This window comes from Parasphingomonas frigoris (assembly GCF_036663815.1).
Lineage (GTDB): Bacteria > Pseudomonadota > Alphaproteobacteria > Sphingomonadales > Sphingomonadaceae > Sphingomonas.
The window spans coordinates 49903-70378 of record NZ_JAXOJQ010000010.1 but is presented as its reverse complement, the minus strand read 5'-3'; the positions used below and the strand labels follow the sequence as shown (position 1 = coordinate 70378).

General features: G+C 67.4%; 20 protein-coding genes and 1 riboswitch. Of the genes, 11 read left to right on the top strand and 9 right to left on the bottom strand.

The features are described 5' to 3' along the window. Positions 1-6: 6 nt before the first annotated feature. From U1872_RS20425 to U1872_RS20415, 3 genes are read right to left on the bottom strand one after another with little or no spacing between them, the layout of a single operon-like run. Positions 7-1692: a type II and III secretion system protein family protein gene (locus U1872_RS20425; RefSeq protein WP_332794742.1), complete on the bottom strand. Its 1686-nt coding sequence runs from the start codon at positions 1690-1692 to the stop codon at positions 7-9. Further along, positions 1692-2711 carry a Flp pilus assembly protein CpaB gene (cpaB, locus tag U1872_RS20420; protein ID WP_332794741.1) on the bottom strand — a complete coding sequence of 340 codons (1020 nt, stop codon included), beginning with the start codon at positions 2709-2711 and terminating at the stop codon, positions 1692-1694. Before cpaB ends, U1872_RS20425 begins: the two co-directional genes overlap by 1 nt. Before the next feature lie 35 nt (positions 2712-2746). Further along, positions 2747-3229 carry an A24 family peptidase gene (locus U1872_RS20415; protein WP_332794740.1) on the bottom strand — a complete coding sequence of 161 codons (483 nt, stop codon included), beginning with the start codon at positions 3227-3229 and terminating at the stop codon, positions 2747-2749. A gap of 48 nt (positions 3230-3277) precedes the next feature. Here U1872_RS20415 and U1872_RS20410 point away from each other — a divergent pair, with 48 nt between their 5' ends. Genes U1872_RS20410 through U1872_RS20400 form a run of 3 tightly spaced genes read left to right on the top strand, consistent with a single transcriptional unit; the run spans position 3278 to position 5552 of the window. After that, a complete protein-coding gene (locus U1872_RS20410) occupies positions 3278-4240 on the top strand; it encodes an alpha/beta fold hydrolase (RefSeq protein WP_332794739.1) in 963 nt (320 codons plus the stop codon). Continuing rightward, the gene (locus U1872_RS20405; protein ID WP_332794738.1) at positions 4237-5331 is read left to right on the top strand and encodes an NAD(P)/FAD-dependent oxidoreductase; all 1095 of its coding nucleotides are present in this window, start codon (positions 4237-4239) and stop codon (positions 5329-5331) included. The genes U1872_RS20410 and U1872_RS20405 overlap by 4 nt, the downstream gene beginning before the upstream one ends. A 47-nt stretch (positions 5332-5378) precedes the next feature. Next, positions 5379-5552, top strand: coding sequence for a YegP family protein (locus tag U1872_RS20400; RefSeq protein ID WP_332794737.1), 174 nt, complete (start codon positions 5379-5381; stop codon positions 5550-5552). Here U1872_RS20400 and rnhA read toward each other — a convergent pair. The 3 genes from rnhA to ispH are packed head-to-tail and all read right to left on the bottom strand — an operon-like array spanning position 5549 to position 7935. Then, on the bottom strand, positions 5549-6019 hold the full coding sequence (gene rnhA, locus U1872_RS20395; RefSeq protein WP_332794736.1) for a ribonuclease HI: 471 nt from the start codon (positions 6017-6019) through the stop codon (positions 5549-5551). The two genes, U1872_RS20400 and rnhA, sit on opposite strands and share 4 nt — an antisense overlap. Then, positions 6016-6969 carry a homoserine kinase gene (gene thrB, locus U1872_RS20390; protein ID WP_332794735.1) on the bottom strand — a complete coding sequence of 318 codons (954 nt, stop codon included), beginning with the start codon at positions 6967-6969 and terminating at the stop codon, positions 6016-6018. Before thrB ends, rnhA begins: the two co-directional genes overlap by 4 nt. 3 nt (positions 6970-6972) lie before the next feature. After that, entirely contained in the window at positions 6973-7935 is a 963-nt protein-coding gene (ispH, locus tag U1872_RS20385; protein WP_332794734.1) for a 4-hydroxy-3-methylbut-2-enyl diphosphate reductase, read from the bottom strand. 104 nt (positions 7936-8039) lie between these two features. Here ispH and U1872_RS20380 point away from each other — a divergent pair, with 104 nt between their 5' ends. The 8 genes from U1872_RS20380 to U1872_RS20345 all read left to right on the top strand — a co-directional run bounded on the left by U1872_RS20380 (position 8040) and on the right by U1872_RS20345 (position 16445). Next, a complete protein-coding gene (locus tag U1872_RS20380; protein WP_332794733.1) occupies positions 8040-8717 on the top strand; it encodes a hypothetical protein in 678 nt (225 codons plus the stop codon). Positions 8718-8782: 65 nt separating this feature from the next. Continuing rightward, a riboswitch (glycine riboswitch) is annotated at positions 8783-8885 on the top strand. Positions 8886-9047: 162 nt separating this feature from the next. Next, on the top strand, positions 9048-10286 hold the full coding sequence (gene gcvT / locus U1872_RS20375; protein WP_332794732.1) for a glycine cleavage system aminomethyltransferase GcvT: 1239 nt from the start codon (positions 9048-9050) through the stop codon (positions 10284-10286). Further along, positions 10283-10654, top strand: a complete 372-nt coding sequence (gene gcvH / locus U1872_RS20370) for a glycine cleavage system protein GcvH (protein WP_332794731.1) — start codon at positions 10283-10285, stop codon at positions 10652-10654. Before gcvT ends, gcvH begins: the two co-directional genes overlap by 4 nt. Positions 10655-10779: 125 nt before the next feature. Further along, positions 10780-12138: an aminomethyl-transferring glycine dehydrogenase subunit GcvPA gene (gene gcvPA / locus U1872_RS20365; RefSeq protein WP_332794730.1), complete on the top strand. Its 1359-nt coding sequence runs from the start codon at positions 10780-10782 to the stop codon at positions 12136-12138. Further along, complete coding sequence (gene gcvPB, locus U1872_RS20360) at positions 12135-13703, top strand: aminomethyl-transferring glycine dehydrogenase subunit GcvPB (protein WP_332794729.1); 1569 nt, start codon at positions 12135-12137, stop codon at positions 13701-13703. The genes gcvPA and gcvPB overlap by 4 nt, the downstream gene beginning before the upstream one ends. Positions 13704-13712: 9 nt before the next feature. After that, complete coding sequence (locus U1872_RS20355; RefSeq protein WP_332794728.1) at positions 13713-14216, top strand: CcdC protein domain-containing protein; 504 nt, start codon at positions 13713-13715, stop codon at positions 14214-14216. Then, positions 14213-14836, top strand: a complete 624-nt coding sequence (locus tag U1872_RS20350) for a DUF938 domain-containing protein (RefSeq protein ID WP_332794748.1) — start codon at positions 14213-14215, stop codon at positions 14834-14836. The genes U1872_RS20355 and U1872_RS20350 overlap by 4 nt, the downstream gene beginning before the upstream one ends. A 79-nt stretch (positions 14837-14915) precedes the next feature. Continuing rightward, positions 14916-16445, top strand: a complete 1530-nt coding sequence (locus U1872_RS20345; protein ID WP_332794727.1) for an aminoacyl--tRNA ligase-related protein — start codon at positions 14916-14918, stop codon at positions 16443-16445. An 80-nt stretch (positions 16446-16525) separates the two neighbouring features. On the opposite strand, the gene trhO is transcribed toward U1872_RS20345, so the two are convergent. The 3 genes from trhO to glpD form a co-directional block, all read right to left on the bottom strand. Beyond that, a complete protein-coding gene (gene trhO, locus U1872_RS20340; RefSeq protein WP_332794726.1) occupies positions 16526-17458 on the bottom strand; it encodes an oxygen-dependent tRNA uridine(34) hydroxylase TrhO in 933 nt (310 codons plus the stop codon). Positions 17459-17615: 157 nt separating this feature from the next. After that, a complete protein-coding gene (locus U1872_RS20335; protein ID WP_332794725.1) occupies positions 17616-18680 on the bottom strand; it encodes an NAD(P)-dependent alcohol dehydrogenase in 1065 nt (354 codons plus the stop codon). A gap of 64 nt (positions 18681-18744) precedes the next feature. Continuing rightward, entirely contained in the window at positions 18745-20235 is a 1491-nt protein-coding gene (gene glpD, locus U1872_RS20330) for a glycerol-3-phosphate dehydrogenase (RefSeq protein ID WP_332794724.1), read from the bottom strand. Between the last annotated feature and the right edge of the window lie 241 nt (positions 20236-20476).

Sequence of the window (20476 nt, the reverse complement as noted above, 5' to 3'; positions counted from 1 at the left end):
ATGGCCTTAATTGATGCTGAAACCGGGGGTGGCGTTGGCGCCCCGCTTGGGCGACCCCGCCGGTGCTGGCAGAGCGCCGGCGGGGTCGCCGCGCCGCTGTCCGCCCGGTGTCGTCGGTGCTGGCGGCATCGGTGCACTCGCCCCGAAGCTCGGTTGCGCGACCGCGCTTGGCGCCATCGTCGGCTTGGGCCGTTCTGCGCCGGTCGTGCCACCGCCGAGCTGCCCCATGAAGACGCGGCCGAGATCGGTCGGCGCCTTGTAGCCGTCGGTCGGCAGGACGATGCTGTTCGCATTAACCGGCTTGACCAGATACGGAGTGATCACGATCACCAGCTCGGTTTCGTTGCGCTGGAACGCATTCGAGCGGAATAGCGCGCCGACGATCGGCATGTCTCCGAGCGCGGGCGCCTTGTCGATCGAGTTGTTGTGATTGTTCGACAGCAGCCCGGCGATCATCATGCTCTGGCCCGAGCCGAGCTCGACCGTCGTCTCCGCCCGCCGCGTCGTCAGCGCCGGGATGGTGACGCCCGACAGCGTGACCGCGCCTTGTGCCGACAGCTGCGAGACTTCGGGGCGAACGTGCAGCGAGATGCGGCCGTCGGACAGGACCGTCGGCGTGTAGGACAGGCTTACGCCATATTGCTTATAGTCGACCGAAACCGAACCGAGCCCCTGCGAGATCGGGATCGGGAATTCGCCGCCCGCGAGGAACGAGCCCGTCTCGCCGGAGATCACGGTGATGTTCGGGTTGGCGAGCGTCGAGACCTGTCCGTCGCGCTCCCCCAGATCGAGTGAGCTCAGCAGGTCCATTCCGAGCAGTTTGCCGGCCAGGCCGAGCGTCGTTCCCATGCCGGTAGCGGCAGGGAAGGTGAAGAGCGTGTCGCCGGGCCGCGCGCCGTTGGCGTCGACCGTCGTGCTGCCGAGCTGTCCCGGAACGGTGGAGATCGTTCCCTGGCGTCCCTGCTGGATGTTGAACAACGGGTTGCCGGTTCCGCGGTTGGTCAGGTTGACGCCGATATTCTTGACGAAGCTGCGGCTGACCTCGGCGATGCGGACCTGCAGATTGACCTGCAGCGGGGTCGCCGCGCGCAGCCGGTTGATCACGCCGATCTTGAGCATCGCATCGGGGCCCTGTGCGACGCCGGGGTTGAGCAGGGCAGAGACCAGCCGCTGCGCTGCGGCGCTGTCCTCGGGCGATGCGACGGTACCGGTCAGCACCGCGATCTGGCCGACCGTGGTCACCTTGATGTCGCTGTCGGGCATGGCCAGCTTGACCATCCGGTCGATCGACGAAAGGTTCTGGCTGACGCGGACGTTGGCGGCATAGACCACCGTGCCGTTCGCCGCGGTGGCGAACAAGGTCGCTTCCCCGAAATCCTTGCCGAACAGGTGAATCTGGCGCGGGCTGTTGACATAGACGTCGGCCACGCCGGGATTGGAGATCCACACGTCGCTGACGCTGGCGGGCAGGTTGATCAATTCGCCCTGGCCGGTGGACAGCACGACTTCGGTGGTCGGGCGGACGGTGGCGGCGGGGCCTGCACCGACATGCGTCACCGGGCGCGCGGCGCGATCGGCGCGGGGCTGGGGGCGCTTGCCCGGCGCGGCCAGCGCCGTTGCGGGCAGGCTCGCGACCAGCGTCGTCATGACCGTCGCCGTCACGGCGCGGTGCATCAAGCTGTGGAACCGCATTATTTCTTCCCTTCGAGGGCGACGTCGGTGACCGCGTTGCCGCGGACGATGTGCACCATTGGTCCGGATCGGACGACGGAACCCGGGAACGCGCCACTCGGGGCGGGTGCGCCGGCCGGTCCGGGTTCGGCCGCCTTGCCGGGGACCGTGCTGCGCTGGAAGCGCGAGACGTCGGCACCCGTCGCCATCGTGCCGCCGCCGGCCGACGGCGCGGTGGCGATGCGGGTGAGCATCGCTTTCTCGGCCTTGGGATCGTCGGGCATCGTCACGTTGCCGCTGGCGATCGCCTGTTCGAGATCGCTGCTGTTGTCGGCAATCGAGCGCAGCGAAAGCGACAGCGAGCCGAGCGTCTGCGCGACCGCGATCTGTTCGGCGATCTTGGGCGTCGCCTCGATCGTCACGTTGGAAAAGGTGCGGACGACCGACTTGCCGTCTTCGCCGACGCCGTTGTCGGTGCGCTGGTCGGTGGCGAGCACGCGCAGGTTGCGCATGATCGTCTCGGCCGCCTTGAGTGGGGGACCATCGCCGCCGCCGGGCACCGCCTGCGTCAGGATGAGATCGATCCGGTCACCTGGGAAGACGAAGCCCGCGACGCTGGTCTGCGTCTGCACTGGCACCGTCACTGCACGCATCCCCGGCCCGAGTGCCGCCGCCAGGAAACCGCGGTCGCCCGGCTTGACCAAGGCGCCTTGCGTCAGCGGCTGTCCAGCGGTGATCGCATTGCGCACCACGGTGCCGATCAACGTACGCTGGTCGAAGCCGCCCTTCTTGATGAAATAGGCGTTCTCGACGAGTTCTTTGGGCCACGGCTGATATTTCAGCGCGGTCGCATCGAGGATCGTGCCGACCGGCAGCGCCTTCGTCGCGACGAGCACCTCGGGGCCATCGACGACCGGCGCCATCGCGACCGCATTGGCCTGCGGCGCGGGACTTCCCACGATCAGTGCGCGCGCCATGAAAGCCGTGATCGCCGCGACGATCAACGCTCCCACCAGCAACAGGACCTTACGACTATCCATCTCGAACCTTTCGACCGCGGGTACTTGAGCCCGCGTTAAGCATAGCCACCAAAGTGGTTAAAAAGCGGTTCACGCAAAGCGAACAACGCCGCCATCGCGATCGCCACGCCATAGGGCACCTCGATCTCCGCGCTGCGGTGGCGGATGCTGCGTTCGACCAGCAGGATTGCGGTCAGCACGCCGCCGAGCAGCGACATCACGATCAGCATCCACACCAGCGGGACGAGCGGCAGCCACAGCGCGAGCGCGCCGATCATCTTGACGTCGCCGCCGCCCATCCAACCAAAATGGAATGCGGCGATGAACAAAGCGAAGACGATCACGGCGAGGCCGAACTGCGCTGCCATGTCGGGCCAGACCGACAGGCCGCACGCCCACCAATAGAGCGGCGCAAGCAAGGCGATCGTCGCGTTCTTCCAGTTGGCGATCTCGCGCGTGCGCGCATCCTGGATCCCGGCCGAAACCAGGAGGAGTGCCAGCATGGCCAGCAGCAGCGTCGCAAGAGAGTCCCCACTCATGTGGGAAAGGTCTAGACGACAGGCCTTTCGAAACCGTAACCATGAATCATGGTTTCCCCACAGCTGTATCGACGCGCGATTCCAGCCGCGGCGCGGATCACGCGCTGGACGGCGCCCGATGGCTGGACGCTGCGGCGCTTCGACTGGCCAGCGCAGGGCACGCCGCGCGGGCGGATGCTGTTCCAAGGCGGGCGCGGCGACGTGTTCGAGAAATATCTCGAGGCGTTCGCGCATTGGCAGGCGCAAGGGTGGTCGATCACCTCGCTCGACTGGCGCGGGCAGGGCGGGTCGGGCCGAGTATCCGCCAACGCCCATGTCGGCGACATTGCCGATTTCCAGATCTACATCGACGATATCCGCGCGTTCTGGGCCGATTGGACTGCCGAAGGTCCCGCCGGGAGCGACTCGCCGCTGGTCGTGCAGGGGCATTCGATGGGCGGCCATCTCATGCTGCGCGCGCTGGTCGAAGGCGCGGTACAGCCCGATGCGGCAGTGCTGGTCGCGCCGATGCTCGGCCTCCACAGCCCGCTCGGCGCGGCGCTCGGCGAGCGCGTCGCAGGGTTGCTGGCTGGGCTCGGCGATCCGGCGCGGCCGGCGTGGCGCGGCAACGAGCGGCCGGCGACCACCGAGACGCGGCAGTCATTGCTGACCCACGACCAGAATCGCTACGAAGACGAACTCTTCTGGCAGGCGAGCAAGCCCGAACTGTTGATGGGGCCGCCGAGCTGGCGCTGGGTGGCGAAAGCGTTCACGTCGACGCGGCGACTGCGCGAGGATCCGCGGCTCGCGACGCTGGCGGTGCCGCTGCTGCTGCTCGTCGCCGACCATGACAAGCTCGTTTCGCCCAAGGCGGCGTTGCGCGTTGCGGCGAAACTTCCCGATGCGCAGGTCGTGCGTTTCGGTGCCGAATCGGCGCACGAAATCCTGCGCGAGGCCGATGGCGTGCGCAATCGCGCGCTCGGCGAGATCGATCGCTTCCTTACTACCCGCGCACCGGACCGTCGGTCATGACTCGGTACGACGTCGCGATCATCGGTGCGGGGATGGCGGGCGCGAGCCTTGCCGCGCGGGTTGCGCCGCATGCCTCGGTGCTGCTGCTCGAGGCGGAGGACATGCCGGGCTATCACGCGACCGGGCGATCGGCGGCCTTCTGGTCCGAAAGCTATGGCGGCCCGGGCGTCCAGCCGCTGACCACCGCGTCGGGCCCGGCGCTGCGCGACGGCGGTTTCCTGCAGGATCTTGGCTCGCTGCATATCGGGCGGGATGCGGACGAGCCCGCGATCGCCGCGTTCCTCGCCGCCTTTGCCGATAGTGGCGTCGCGCTCGAACGCGTCGACCCGCGCCGCTACGTGCCGGGCCTGCGCCCCGAATGGACGCTCGGCGTGTTCGAGCCGACCAGCACCTATATCGACGTCGCGGCGCTCCACGCGCACTATCTCGCGCAGGCCAAGCGTGCCGGCGTGTCGCTCGTCGTGTCGGCGCCGCTCCAGAGCGCGACGCACATGGGCGATCGCTGGCAGATCCAGACTGCGGCGGGGGCCTTTTCCGCAACGATCCTCGTCAACGCCGCCGGTGCCTGGGCGGACCAGGTCGCGCAGGCCGCGGGCGTCGCGCCGATCGGCATCACCGCCTATCGCCGGACCGTCGTGCAGCTCGCCACCAGCCCCGCGGCGCCCGACACGCTGCCGCACGTCGCCGACATTTCGGGCAATTTCTACTTCAAGCCCGAGTCTGGCGGGCGGCTGTGGCTGAGTCCCCATGACGAGACCGAAGTCGCGCCGAGCGACGTCCAGCCCGAGGAAATCGACGTCGCCACCGCGATCGATCGCTTTGAGCAGGTCGTCGACTGGCGGATCACGCGCGTCGAGCGGCGCTGGGCGGGGCTGCGCAGCTTCGCGCCCGATCGGCTGCCGGTCTACGGCTTCGCACCCGATGCGCCGGGCTTCTTCTGGTGCGCGGGGCAGGGCGGCTTCGGCATCCAGACCGCGCCCGCCGCCGCCGCGCTGGCAGTTGCGCTGCTGCTTGGGATCGAACCCGACCCGAGCGTCGCGGCGATCGATCCGGCGCGCTACGCCCCCGACCGATTCGTCGCGCTGGCGTAACGACTTCGCGCACGCTATTCTTGGGCGATCAATCCGGGGAGGCGATGATGGCGCACAAGTTCGTGATCGAGCAGAACAAGGCCGGCGAGTATGTCGCCAAGTTCAAATACAATGCCGAGCTGATCTGGTGGACCGAGGGCTATTCGAGCAAGGCCGGCGCGAAGAACGCGATCGAGTCGATCCTCAAGAACGGCGCCGGCGCGCCGGTCGAGGAGGCTTAGCCCCTACGCCCAGCGACCACCGCGGCATCGCTCGCCAGGCGGTCGGCGCGTTCGTTGTCGGGGTGGCCGGCATGGCCCTTGACCCAGGTCCACTCGATCCGGTGCGGCTTGGCGGCGTCGAGCAGCGCCTGCCACAGGTCTGCATTCTTGACCGGCTGCTTGGCGGCGGTCTTCCAGCCATTCTTCTGCCAGCCTTTGATCCACTTGGTCAGGCCATCCATCACGTAACGGCTATCGGTCGACAGCGTCACGCGGCACGGCCGCTTGAGCGCGTTGAGCCCCTCGATCGCCGCCATCAATTCCATGCGATTGTTGGTCGTCAGCACCTCGCCGCCCGACAATTCCTTCTCGGTCCCACCCGAGCGGATCAGCGCGCCCCAGCCGCCCGGGCCGGGATTGCCCTTGCACGCGCCGTCGGTGGCGATCTCTACCTTGGTGAGCTCGGTGGTCGTGGTCGGGTCGGTCATGCGAAGAGGTCGTCCGTTTCGGCATAGGTGTGATAGCGGCGCAGATAGGCGAGCGGATCCTTGCGCGTCACCAGCGCATCGGCGGGGGTGTTGAGCCAGTCCCACGCGCGCGACAGGAAGAAGCGCAGGCATGCGCCCTTGGCGAGCGTGCCGAGCTGCGCGCGCTCCTCGCCCGAGAGCCCGAAGGTCGCGTCATAGCCGGCGATCAGCGCGCGCCCCACCGCCAGGTCGATCGCGCGCCCGTCGGGGTCGAACGACCAGGCGGTGTGCAGGATGGCGAGGTCGAACGCGCGGATGTCGGTGCAGGCGAAATAGAAGTCGATCAGCCCGGTGACCTGCGCGCCGCGCATCAGCACATTGTCGGGGAAGAGATCGGCATGGATCGTCGAGCGCGGCAGGTCGGCCGGCCAGTCGCGCAGCACCGCATCGAGCATCGCGCGCGCATCGTGCTGCAGCCCGGGCGCGATCTTGTCGAGCGCGGTGCCGCAGCGCTCGAGCAGCGGCGCCCAGGTCGCGACGCCCATCGAATTGGGGCGCGTCGGCGCGAAGTCGGCGAGGGCTGCATGCATCCGCCCCATCGCCTGCCCGGCGGCAAAGGCTTGCTCCGGGGTCGGATGCGTCACCGACACGCCGTTGAGGAACTGGATCAGGCACGCCGAGCGGCCTTCGAGCGTCTGGATGGCGACGCCGTCGCGATCCTTGATCGCGGGAGGAACCGGGTTGCCGCGCGCGGCGAGATGGTCGAGCAGATCGAGGAAATAGGGCAGGTCGCCGCCCGCGACGCGCTTTTCGTAGAGCGTCAGGATGAAGCGATCGGTGGTCGTGTCGACCAGATAGTTGGTATTCTCGACGCCCTCGGCGATGCCCTTGAACGAGACGAGCTCGCCGACGTCATAGCGCACGAGGAATTCGGCCAGACGCTCGGCCGAGACGGTGGTGTAGACGGCCATGGCTCAGGCGGCGATTTCGGTTTCGAGCCCGCGCGGCAGCTTGAAGGTGATCGTCTCGCGCTTGGTCTCGACCTCCTGCTCGCGAATCTCGAAGCGTTCGCCGAGCCGGTCGACCAGCTCGCGCACCAGCACTTCGGGGGCGGAGGCGCCGGCGGTGATGCCGAGCGTCTTGACGCCCGCCAGGAAGCCCCAGTCGAGGTCGGCCGCGCGCTGGATCAGCCGGGCAGGCGTGCCTTCGCGCTCGGCGACTTCGACCAGCCGCACCGAATTGGACGAATTGGGCGCGCCGATCACCAGCACCGCATCGCACGCATGCGCGATCGCCTTGACCGCGCTCTGGCGGTTCGAGGTGGCGTAGCAGATGTCCTCGCCGCGCGGCGGCAGCATCGTCGGGAAACGGCGCTGCAACGTCGCGACGACCGCGGCGGTATCGTCGATCGACAGCGTCGTCTGCGTAAGGAACGCAAGCGTGTCGGGGTCGGCCGGGGCATAGGCCTCGGCATCGGCGACCGTCTCGATCAACGTCATCGATCCCTCGGGAACCTGCCCGAAGGTACCGATCACTTCGGGATGGCCGGCATGGCCGATGAACATGATGTGTCGCCCGGCCTCGACCAGCCGCTCGGCCTGACGATGGACGCGCGAGACGAGCGGGCAGGTGGCGTCGAAGAAAGCGAGCCCGCGCTCGGTCGCCTTGTCGGGCACCGCCTTGGGGACGCCGTGCGCGGAAAAGACCACCGGCACGCCGTCGGGCACGTCATCGAGTTCCTCGACGAAGATCGCGCCCTTGTCGCGCAGCATGTCGACGACGAACCGGTTGTGGACGATCTCGTGGCGGACATAGACCGGTGCGCCGAACTTGGTGATCGCCAGCTCGACGATCTGGATCGCGCGATCGACCCCGGCACAAAAGCCGCGTGGGGCCGCGATGATCAGGTCGAGCGTGGGCTTGGAAGCTGTCAACATCAGGGCTGAACCGTACGCGATTGCTTGCGCGGGCGGAAGCCGCTTCCTATGGTGCGCGGGCCATCTGCGCCGAAAATCCTCATCGGTCAGCGGATTCCTTTTGCATGAATAAGGTGCGTGCCCCCGTGACACTCCGGAAATCGACCATCGCCGCTCCAGTGTTCCTGCTGTCGGCGCTTTCGCTGCTCGCCGGGTGCAAGACCACGGGCGATTTCGACGAGACCGGCGGCATCACCGCGATCCGCAGCGCCTGCCCGAGCGTCGCGGTTCCCGCGCACACCGGCGACATCACGCTGTTCGACCCCGTCACCAGCCGCGACTCGAGCGCGATCGACGTCACCGCGGTGCTGACCAACGTGCGCTCGACCTGCGACGATACCGGCGCCGACGTGGTGACGACCGTCACCTTCTCGGTCGAAGGGCGGCGCGTCCGCACCGACGCGGCGCGCGACGTGACGCTGCCCTATTTCGTCACGGTGGTGCAGGGCGGCAACGCCGTCGTCGCCAAGCGCATCGGCCGTTCGGTGCTGCACTTCGACGCGGGCCAGGCGCGCGCCGTCGTGCAGGGCACCGGCACCGCGACCGTGTCGCGCGCCGCGGCGACGCTCCCCGACGACGTCCGCAAGAAGCTGACCGAGAAGCGCAAGGCCGGCGGCGACGATGCCGCGGTCGATCCGCTGAGCCGCCCCGAAGTGCGCCAGGCGGTGCTCCGCGCGACCTTCGAGGCGCTGGTCGGTTTCCAGCTTACGGACGACCAATTGAAATATAACGCGACGCGCTGATCTGGCGCGTTGACTCGGTTGCTGCAGCGCGGCAAACCGAGTGGGTCGATGCAGGGCAACCTGCATAGGCACGCGCGGGAGAGTGTTCGGTGGTCCGCAAGGACCAGCCGGGCCGCCGAAGGAGCAACCGCCCCGGAATCTCTCAGGCAACCGGACCGCGCGGGCTAACGACACTCTGGAAAGCGCTTTCGCCGCGTTGGTGGGGCCACCGAAGGGGTAAGCCTGCAATACGCAGGTCAAAGCTCTCAGGTATCCGTGACAGAGGGGGCGGTGTGGGTATCGGCGCTGGGGCGTCGAGCCGCGCCGTAGTCCCAGCACGGAAGGCCCGACATGAGCGACACCGAGATTCCCGACGAAATCGCGACGCAGACGCTGCCGCTCGACGCATGGCACCGCGCGCAGGGCGGGCGGATGGTCGAGTTCGCCGGCTATCACATGCCCGTCCAGTATGAAGGCATCATGGCCGAGCATCTGTGGGTGCGCGAATCGGCCGGGCTGTTCGACGTCAGCCACATGGGCCAGCTCGTCTTCCGCGCCGAGGGCGGCGCCGATGTCGTCGCGGCGCTCGAAGCGTTGCTGCCGGCGGACATTGCCGGCCTTGCCGAGAACAAGCAGCGTTACTCGCTGCTGCTCGCGGAGAATGGCGGCATCCTCGACGATCTGATGGTCACGCATCTGCCGCGCGAAAGCCCGTTCGCCGCGGATGACGAATCGGCCGAGCCGGCCGAGCCCGCGGGCTGGTCGCCGCTCGACGCGTCGCCGGCCGATCCCGACGCGCCGCTCTTCTACATGGTCGTCAACGGCGCGACCAAGATCGACGATATCGCGCATCTGCTCGAATATCTGCCCGACGGCATCGCGATCAACCATCTCGAGGAGCAGGCCTTGCTCGCGCTGCAGGGGCCAAAGGCGGTCGATGCGCTGGCGCGACTGGTGCCGGGCGTCGAGCAGATGGTGTTCATGACCGCGGGTGCGTTCGAGTGGAACGGCGTGCCGCTGTGGATCAGCCGCTCGGGCTATACCGGCGAGGACGGTTTCGAGATTTCGGTGCCGGGCGAGCATGTCGTTGCGCTCGCCGACGCGCTGATCGCCGAGCCCGAGGTCAAGCCGATCGGCCTCGGTGCGCGCGATTCGCTCCGGCTCGAGGCGGGCCTGCCGCTCTACGGGCACGACCTCGATCCAGAGACGACGCCGGTCCAGGCCGATCTCGGCTTTGCCCTGTCGAAGCGTCGCCGCGAGGCGGGCGACTTCATGGGCGCCGAACCGATCCTCGCCGAGCGTGCTGCCGGTGCTGCATCGAAGCGCGTCGGTCTGCTGATCGCCGGCCGCCAGCCGGTGCGCGAGGGCGCAACCGTCGTCGATGCGGACGGCGCCGAGATCGGCCGCGTCACCAGCGGCGGCTTCGCGCCGAGCGTCGGTGCGGCGATCGCGATGGCCTATGTGCCCGCCGAGCTCGCCACGCCGGGCACCACCGTTTCCCTGTTGCAGCGCGGGAAGGTCCACACCGCGACCGTCACCGCAATGCCCTTCATTCCCCACCGCTACGTCCGTGCAGGAGGTCCAAAATGAGCCGTTATTTCACCGAAGACCATGAGTGGGTCGATGTCGATGGCGATATCGGCACCGTCGGTATCTCCGAATATGCGCAGAGCCAGCTCGGCGACATCGTGTTCGTCGACGTCCCCGAAGAGGGCAAGGCACTGACCAAGGGCGACGAAGCCGCCGTGGTCGAATCGGTCAAGGCCGCGTCCGACGTCTATTCGCCGGTGTCGGGCACCGTGCTCGAGGGCAACCCCGCGCTTGCCGACACGCCGGGCCTCGTCAACGAGGAGCCTGAGGGCGACGGCTGGTTCTTCAAGCTGACGCTGTCCGATCCGGACGAGCTGAACAGCCTGATGGACGAGATCGCCTACGCGGCGTTCGTCGAGAAGCTCTGAGCCTTCTAACCCCCCTCCCGCTTGCGGGAGGGGCTGGGGGAGGGCCTGTAACAAGACCCTCCGCCGACCCTTTCGACATTCCCTCCCCCGACCCCTCCCGCAAGCGGGAGGGGGGAGTTTCCGAAATGCGCTACCTGCCCCTGACCCAACCCGATCGCGACGCGATGCTCGGCGTGATCGGTGTCGCGACGATCGACGATCTGTTCGTCGATGTACCCGAAGCCGCCCGCCTCGACGGTCCGATCCACGGCCTGCCGATGCATGCGAGCGAAATGGCGGTCGAACGCCACATGACCGCGCTGTCGCGGAAAAACCTCACCGCGGGGGACGGGCCCTTCTTCCTCGGCTGCGGCGCGTACAAGCATCATGTGCCCGCCTCGGTCGATCACCTGATCCAGCGCGGCGAGTTCCTCACCGCCTATACGCCCTACCAGCCCGAGATCGCGCAGGGCACGCTGCAGATGCTGTTCGAGTTCCAGACGCAGGTCGCGCGGCTGCTCGGCACCGACGTCGCGAACGCCTCGATGTACGACGGCTCGACCGCGTGCTGGGAAGCGATCGGCATGGCGCGGCGCATCACCAAGCGGGGCAAGGCGCTCCTCTCGTCTGGGCTCCACCCGCATTACGTCTCGGTCGCCAAGACGATGGCCAAGTTCACCGGCGACGCGCTCGAGACTTCGGCACCGACGCTGGGGGCGGACACCGATGTCGACGCGCTGATCGCGGCGATCGACAAGGATACGTCGTGCGTCGTGGTGCAATATCCCGACATTCTCGGCCGCATCGCCGATCTGAAGCCGCTCGCCGATGCGTGCCACGCCAGCAAGGCGCTGCTGATCGCGGTGGTGACCGAGCCGGTCGCGCTCGGCGCGATCAAGTCGCCTGGAGAGATGGACGCCGATATCGTGGTGGGCGAGGGGCAGTCGCTCGGCGTCGGCCTGCAGTTCGGCGGGCCGTATGTCGGCCTGTTCGGCTGCAAGGAAAAGTACGTCCGCCAGATGCCGGGCCGCTTGTGCGGTGAGACGCTCGATGCCGATGGGCGTCGCGGCTTCGTGCTGACGCTCTCGACACGCGAGCAGCACATCCGTCGCGAGAAGGCGACGTCGAACATCTGCACCAACAGCGGACTGTGTGCGCTGGCCTTCTCGATCCACATGACCTTGCTTGGCGAGGCTGGCCTGCGCCAGCTTGCGGCGATCAATCATGCGGGCGCTGTAGCGGCGGCCGAGCGGCTGTCGCAGGTGCCGGGGGTCGAGCTCGTGACGACGAGCTTCTTCAACGAATTCACGCTGAAACTTCCCAAGGAAGCACGGCCGATCGTGCGGACGCTCGCCGATCGCGGGATCCTCGCGGGCGTTTCGCTCGGGCGGCTGTATCCGGGCGAGGATGCGCTCGCGAACGGGCTCGTCGTCGCCGTCACCGAAACGACCACCGCGGAGGACGTGGAAACGCTTGCCGCCGCGCTTCAGGAGGTACTGGCATGAGCATCAACGCAAGCGGATGGCGCCCTGAAGCGCCGATCTCGGGTGGCAAGGCTGCTCCGACGACGACCGGCAACAAGGCGCTGATGCTGGAGGAAGCGCTAATCTTCGAGATCGGCGATACGACGACCACCGGTGTCGATCTTGTCGAACCCGTCGCGGCCACCTCGCGCCTTGGCAACCTCGCCCGCACCGGGCCGATCGGCCTTCCCGGTCTGTCCGAGCCCGAGACCGTCCGCCACTACACCCGCTTGTCGCGCCAGAATTACGGGATCGACCTCGGCTTCTTCCCGCTCGGATCGTGCACGATGAAGCACAACCCGCGCCTCAACGAGAAGATGGCGCGGCTCCCCGGTTTCGCCGACATCCATCCGCTCGCACCCGTGCAGACCGTGCAGGGCGCGCTAGAAGTGATCCAGCAGTTGGCGCACTGGCTCGTAACGCTCACCGGCATGGACTCGGTCGCGATGAGCCCCAAGGCCGGCGCGCATGGCGAACTGTGCGGTGTGCTCGCGATCCGCGCGGCGCTCGAAGCGCGCGGGGAGGGACACCGCAAGATCATCCTCGTGCCCGAAAGCGCGCACGGGACCAACCCCGCGACCGCGGCGTTTGCTGGCTATAGCGTTGAGGACATCCCCGCGACCGCCGATGGCCGCGTCGACACCGAGAAGCTGATCGCGCGACTCGGCCCCGATGTCGCGGGCGTGATGATCACCAACCCCAACACCTGCGGCCTGTTCGAGCGCGACATGCGCGTGATCTCGGACGCGGTGCATGCGGCGGGCGGGCTCGTCTATTGCGACGGCGCCAACTTCAACGCGATCGTCGGGCGCGTGCGGCCGGGGGATCTCGGCATCGATGCGATGCACATCAACCTCCACAAGACCTTCTCGACCCCGCATGGCGGCGGCGGGCCGGGCTCGGGGCCGGTGGTGTTCTCGAAGGCGCTCAGCCCCTACGCACCGCTGCCGTTCGTCGAGAAGACCGATGACGGCTTCCATTTGGTCGAGGAGGAGACCGCGGGCGAGCATCACGCCGGCGCGTTCGGCCGGATGGTCGCATTCCATGGCCAGATGGGCATGTTCACGCGCGCGCTGACCTACATCCTCAGCCATGGCGCCGATGGGCTGCGGCAGGTGTCGGAAGATGCCGTGCTCAACGCCAACTACATCCTTCGCAGCCTCGACAAGACGCTCGAGGCGCCGTTCGGGGATTCGGGTCCGTGCATGCACGAGGCCTTGTTCTCGGATAACGGGCTCGCCGACGGCTTCTCGACGATCGACGTTGCGAAGGGGCTGATCGACGAGGGCTTCCACCCGATGACGATGTACTTCCCGCTCGTCGTGCACGGCGCGATGCTGATCGAGCCGACCGAGACCGAATCGAGGGCCGCGCTCGACCAGTTCATCGTGGCGCTCCGCTCGGTCGCCGAACGCGCCAAGGCGGGCGACATCAGCCTCAAGTCAGCGCCGCACTTCGCGCCGCGCAGCCGGCTCGACGAAACGCTGGCGGCGCGCAAGCCGGTGCTGGTATGGAAGGACCCGGGACTCGCGCAAGCCGCGGAATAAGGGGGAAATATGCAGGTGCATCAGGTTCAGGCCGGCTGGCAGCAATATGCCATCATGGCCGCGGTGACCGTCATCGTCTTTGCGATCCGCGGACGGAGCCTGATGCGCGTGCGACCGCTCAAGGTCGAACAATTGTGGATCGTGCCCGCGATCTACGCGGCGGTCGTCGCCTATCTGTTCGTGAAGACGCCGCCGACGCTGGCTGGCTGGGGCGTCGCGGCGCTGGCGCTGGTCGTCGGGGGCGCGATCGGCTGGCAGCGCGGCAAGACGATGCGGATCCATCTCGATCCCGCCACGGGCACGCTGATGCAGAAGGGTTCGATCTGGGCGCTGGCGATCATCGTTGTGCTCGTCGCTCTGAAGATGGTCGCGCAGGCCGAAGGGCAGGCGCTGCACTTCAACGTCGCCGTGCTGATCGATGGCCTCGCCGCGCTGACGCTCGGCATTTTCGCGGCGCAGCGGCTCGAAATGTACCTCCGCGCAAAACGCTTGCTTGAAGGCGCACCCGCCTGACCGCGCCCTGGATCCCGGCCGAGGCGGGCGTCGAGGCGCGGCGCCACGCGCCCGCAACCTTGCGCAACCGCATGGCGATCGCCGACACGTTGCGCGACGTGTTGCCGCTGTCGGGGACGGTGCTCGAGGTCGCCAGCGGATCGGGCGAGCATGCCGCCTATTTCGCCGGCGAATTCCCGGCGCTCGACTGGCAGCCGAGCGACCCCGACCCGTCCGCACGCGTGTCGATCGCGGCGTGGTGCGACGGAATCGACAATGTCCTGCCGCCACTGGAGATCGATGCGGCCGCGGCGGCGTGGCCGGTCGATCGCGCCGACGCGGTGCTGTGCATCAACATGGTGCATATCAGCCCGTGGGAGGCGACGCTCGGACTGATGGCAGGCGCAGGGCGGCTGCTCGCGGCGGGCGCGCCGCTGATCCTTTATGGCCCGTTCCTGCAGGACGGCGTGGAGACGGCGCCGAGCAACCTCGAATTCGACGACTCGCTGCGCGCGCGTGATCCGCGCTGGGGAATTCGCTCGGTCGAGGCGGTGCGGGAGGCCGCGACTGGGTTCGAGCTCGATCAGACGATCGCGATGCCCGCGAACAACCTGCTGCTGGTGTTCCGCCGCACGGAGTAGCCAACGGAGATCAGACGGCCATTCCCGATCAAGATAGCCGGGGGTGACGGCGCCGCTTCTCCGCGCTATCCGCGCCTGCATGAAGCATGCACTCCCCGTCACCCGCGAGGCCGATTTTTCCGCCTGGTACCAGTCCGTCATCACCGAGGCCGATCTCGCCGAAGAATCGGGCGTGCGCGGCTGCATGGTCATCCGGCCATGGGGCTATGGCATCTGGGAGCGGATCCAGCGCCTGCTCGACGACCGGATCAAGGCGACCGGGCACGAGAATTGCTATTTCCCGTTGTTCATCCCGCTGTCCTACTTCGAGAAGGAAGCCGCGCATGTCGAGGGCTTCGCCAAGGAGATGGCGGTCGTCACGCATCACCGGCTCAAGGCCGACGGGCTCGGCCGGCTGATCCCCGATCCCGAGGCGAAGCTCGAGGAACCGCTCGTCGTGCGGCCTACCTCGGAGATGGTGATCGGCGCGGCGTTCGCGCGCTGGGTGCAGTCGTGGCGCGACCTGCCGGTGCTGATCAACCAGTGGGCCAATGTCGTGCGCTGGGAAATGCGCACCCGCATGTTCCTGCGCACCTCCGAATTCCTGTGGCAGGAAGGCCATACCGCGCACGCCTCGGCCGACGAGGCGCGCGAGGAGACGCTCAAGATCCTCGAACTGTATCGCAGCTTCGCCGAGGATTGCCTCGCGCTGCCGGTGGTGGCCGGCGCGAAGCCCGAGAATGAGCGCTTCCCTGGTGCTGTCTCGACCTACAGCATCGAGGCGATGATGCAGGACGGCAAGGCGTTGCAGGCGGGCACCTCGCACTTCCTCGGCACCAATTTCGCAAGCGCGCAGGACATCAAGTTCCAGAACTCGGAAGGCGTGTTCGAGCTTGCCAACACGACGAGCTGGGGCGTGTCGACGCGGATGATCGGCGGCGTGATCATGGTCCACGGCGACGATGACGGCCTGCGCGTGCCGCCGCGGATCGCGCCGTGGCAGGTGGTGATCGTGCCGATGCTGCGCGAGAACCCCGAGGATGCGGCGGTGATCGACTATTGCAAGGCGTTGCAGGCCGAATTGGCGCAGCAGTCGAGCCTCGGCGAGCCAGTGCGCGCGTTGCTCGATCTCAAGTTCGGCAAGGCTGCGACCAAGCGCTGGAGCTGGGTCAAGAAGGGCGCGCCGATCGTGATCGAAGTCGGCGGGCGCGACGTCGCGGGCGGCAACGTTTCGGTGATCCGCCGCGACCGGCTGTACCGCGAGGACGGCAAGCTCGACAGCCAGGTCGTCGCGCGCGGCGATTTCGTCGCGGCGGTTTCGGCGACGCTCGAGGAGATCCAGGCGACGCTGCACAGCGACGCGCGCGCGCGGCTCGAGGCAGGTATTGTTCGGGCGGCGGATTTCGCCGCGGTCGAGACGCATTTCGCCGAGGGGGTGAAGAATCCCGGCTGGCTCGAAGTGCAATGGGCCAAGCCGACCGGCGCGGCGCTCGACAGCGTGGTCGAGCGGCTCAAGAAGCTCAAGCTGACGATCCGCAACGCGCCGATGGCGCAGGCGGCGATCGACGGGCCGTGCGTGTTCACCGGCGAGGCTGCAGTCGAGCGCGTGCTGATCGGGCGGTCGTACTGAGGCTGCTGCGCGCGGCTCAGCCATGAAACTGGCTTCCCCGGCCTTCGCCGGGGACGGGACAGCGCTGCGGCAAGCCGCCTCTAGCGTTTGTCGAACGCGGCCCCGACGTGCGCCTCGCCGCGCGCTTCGGCGAGCTTGACCTGGCGGTGGCGTTCGGCGGCGGCTGCGCGCTTGGTGTCGTCGATCGTGTTCGCGCAGGCCGGGCAGGCGACACCGTCTTCATAGAGCGGTGAGGCGCGGTCCTCCGGGCTGACCGGCATCCGGCAGCCGCGACACAGTGCGTGCGTTCCCGGTGCCAGCCCATGCCCGACCGCGACGCGCTCGTCGAAGACGAAGCATTCGCCCTGCCAGCGGCTCTCCGCCTCGGGCACTTCCTCGAGATATTTCAGGATGCCGCCGTCGAGGTGATAGACGTCCTCCAGGCCCTCGGCCTTGAGGAAGGCGGTCGATTTCTCGCAGCGGATGCCGCCGGTGCAGAACATCGCGATCTTCTTGCCCTCGAGCTCGGCGCGGTGCGCGCGGGCCCAGGCGGGGAAATCGCTGAAGCTCGCGGTCTCGGGGTCGATCGCGCCGGCGAAGGTGCCGACCTTCACTTCGTACGCGTTGCGCGTGTCGATCACGACCGTGTCGGGCGAGTCGATCAGCGCATTCCAGTCGGCGGGTTTGACATAGGTGCCGACGCTAGCGAGCGGATCGATGTCGGGTTCGCCCATCGTCACGATCTCGCGCTTGAGGCGGACCTTGAGGCGGTGGAACGGCATGGTCGCGGCTTCGCTGTATTTTGGGGCGAGGGCGGCGCAGTCGGGGAGGGTGCGGATGTGCGCGACGACCGCGGCAATGCCGGTCTCGGGGCCGGCGATCGTGCCGTTGATGCCTTCCTGCGCGAGCAGCAGCGTGCCGCGCACCGCGTTGGCGGCGCAGAGATCGAGCAGCGGTTGGCGAAGGGCTGTCGGGTCGGGGAAGCGCGCGAAGCGGTAGAGCGCGGCGACGGTGATGGGGGAGGGGGCAGTCATGACGCGGCCTCCTCTAACGAGTTTCGGACATTAGGTGAACCACACCCACCCGTTCGCCCTGAGCCTGTCGAAGGGCCATCGCCCCAGGCGAACGCGCGCCAGGGGAGGGCAGCCCTTCGACAAGCTCAGGGCGAACGGGTGTGGGCAGGGGGCGGGCTTACGCCGCCTTCAACGACTCCATGTCGATGACGAAGCGATACTTCACGTCGCTCTTCACCATTCGGTCATAGGCGGTGTCGATGTTCTGGATGTCGATCATCTCGATATCCGCGGTCAGGCCGTGCTTCACGCAGAAATCGAGCATTTCCTGCGTCTCCTGGATCCCGCCGATCAGCGAGCCCGCGATCGAGCGGCGCTTGAACACCATCGCGCCGACGCTCGGCGAGGGGTGCGGCGTCTCGGGGACGCCGACCAAGGTCATCGTGCCGTCGCGCTTGAGCAGGTTGAGGAACGGGTCGAGATCGTGGCTCGCCGCAACGGTGTTGAGGATGAAGTCGAAGCTGTTGGCGTGTTCGCCCATCGCCGCTTCGTCCTTCGACACGATCAGGTCGGTCGCGCCCAGCCGCTTGGCATCCTCGCGCTTGTTGGGCGAGGTGCTGAAGACATAGACGTCGGCGCCCATCGCCTTGGCGATCTTGACGCCCATATGGCCGAGCCCGCCGAGGCCAACGATACCGACCTTCTGGCCCGGTCCGACATTCCAGTGATGCAGCGGCGAATAGGTCGTGATGCCGGCGCAGAGCAAAGGTGCAACCGCGGCAAGATCGGCCTCGTCATGCCCGACCTTGAGCACGAAATCCTGCTTCACGACGATATGGTCGGAATAGCCGCCGAAAGTGTAGCCGCCCGAGCGCGTGTCGGGCGCGTCATAGGTGCCGACGAAACCGGTCGTCTCGCAATATTGCTCCTCGCCGTCGGTGCAGGACGGGCAATGGCCGCAGCTGTCGACCATGCAGCCGACGCCGGCGAGATCGCCGACCGCGAACTTGGTGACGTCGCTGCCGACCGCTGAGACGCGGCCGACGATTTCATGGCCGGGGACGCAGGGATAGTTGGTCGGGCCCCATTCACCGCGCGCGGTGTGGAGATCGGAATGGCAGACCCCGCAGAACAGGATGTCGATCGCGACGTCGTCGGCGAGCAGGTCGCGCCGCTCGAACGAGAAAGGCGCGAAGGGCGCGTCGGCGGCTGGCGCCGCAAACGCGTGGGCGGTGGTGGTCATGGGGGGTACCTCGGCTTTGGAAACGGAATGGCGAGGACCAAGAGGTTGGGTTGTGTACCGTCCGTTACAACCCGCTTTGTTGCGCTGCAGCAGAAAAGAGGACTTTCCACTGCTTGGCAAAGTGCGCCTGCGCGGCGTCTGACAAGTGCAGTCCGAGCTTGCTGCGCCGCTTGAGCACGTCCTCGGGCGTGCGCGCCCATTCGCGGTCGTGGAGCCAGCGCGCTTCGACCTCGGTCAGCCCGCCGCCGAGATCGGGACCGAGATCGGCTTCGCTCTTCACGTCGGCGAGCATTTCGGCGAGCATCGAGCCATATGCATGCGCCATGCGCTCGGCCCGCGCTTCGCCGAGGAACGGCCAGGTCGCGCGCACCTTGGCGAGATAGTCGCCGAAATGCGCGATCATCCCGCCAGGGAAGACACGCGCCCGCGTCACCGGATGCGCGGCGAAGCCCATCGGCGCGGCGAGCTTCCCCAGCGCTTCCTCGGCGAGGTGGCGCGCAGTGGTGATCTTGCCGCCGAAGATCGACAGGAGCGGGGGGCCGTTGGTGTCGAGTTCGAGCACATAGTCGCGCGTCACCGCCTTCGCCTCGCTCGCGCCGTCGTCGTAGAGCGGGCGCACGCCCGACCAGGTCGAGGTGACGTCGGCGGGGGTGATCTGCTTGGTGAAGTGGAGGTTCACCGCCGCGCAGAGATAGGCGATTTCGGCATCGTCGATCTGGGCATCTTCGGGCGCGTCGACGGGAATGTCGGTCGTGCCGATCTCGGTGAAGCTGCCCTGATAGGGAATGGCGAAGACGATGCGGCGGTCGGGCTGCTGCAGGATGTACGAATGCTCGCCCTCGAACAGCTTGGGCACGACGATATGGCTGCCCTTGACGAGTCGCACGCCCGACGCGGCGTTGACGCCGAGCTTGCCGAGCATCTGGTGGACCCACGGACCCGCGGCATTGACCATCGCGCGCGCCGTCACGGTGCGTCCATCCGACAGCGCAGCCTGCCACACGCCATCCTCGCGCCGCGCCGACTCGACCGCGGTGCCGACGCGCACTTCGGCGCCGTTCGCGGCAGCATCCATCGCGTTGAGCACGGTCAGCCGCGCGTCGTCGACGAACGCGTCGGAATAGACGAAGCCTTTGCCGTCGCCCTTGAGCGGGGCGATGAACGCGGTATCGGTCTTGCGCAGCCCGCGCGAGCGGGCGAGCGTCATCTTGCCGCCGAGGAAATCGTAGAGATACAATCCCAAGCGCACCATCCACCACGGTCGCACCGCATTTTCCTGCGGCAGCACGAAACGCATCGGATGGATGATGTGCGGCGCGGCCTTCACCAGCCGCTCGCGTTCGCGCAGCGCCTCGGCGACGAGCTTGAACTCGTAATATTCGAGATAGCGTAAGCCCCCGTGGATCAGCTTGGTCGAAGCCGACGAAGTATGCGCGGCGAGATCGTCGCGCTCGACGAGCAGGACGGAGAGGCCTAGCAGCGATGCTTCACGCGCGATCGCGCAGCCGTTGATCCCGCCACCAACGATCAGCAGGTCATAAGGTGAGGTTGTCATGCAACTGGCGTTACCAGCATGCTCGGCCCATCGGAAGCGCCGAAGATAGCTGCCCCATGCTGTTGACCGAAGCTGAGTCGCATTGTATGCGCACCTCCGCTCGACCGGAGTTCTGCTCCGGGACAGTGCTTGAACATTGCTGGATGCATTCCAGGACCCGGGGGGCTTTTGTCCCTGACGGTCCTTTTTGTATTCCCCGAATTGTTCTGGGGGGGCGTGATGGCTCCAGCAAAGTAACCAA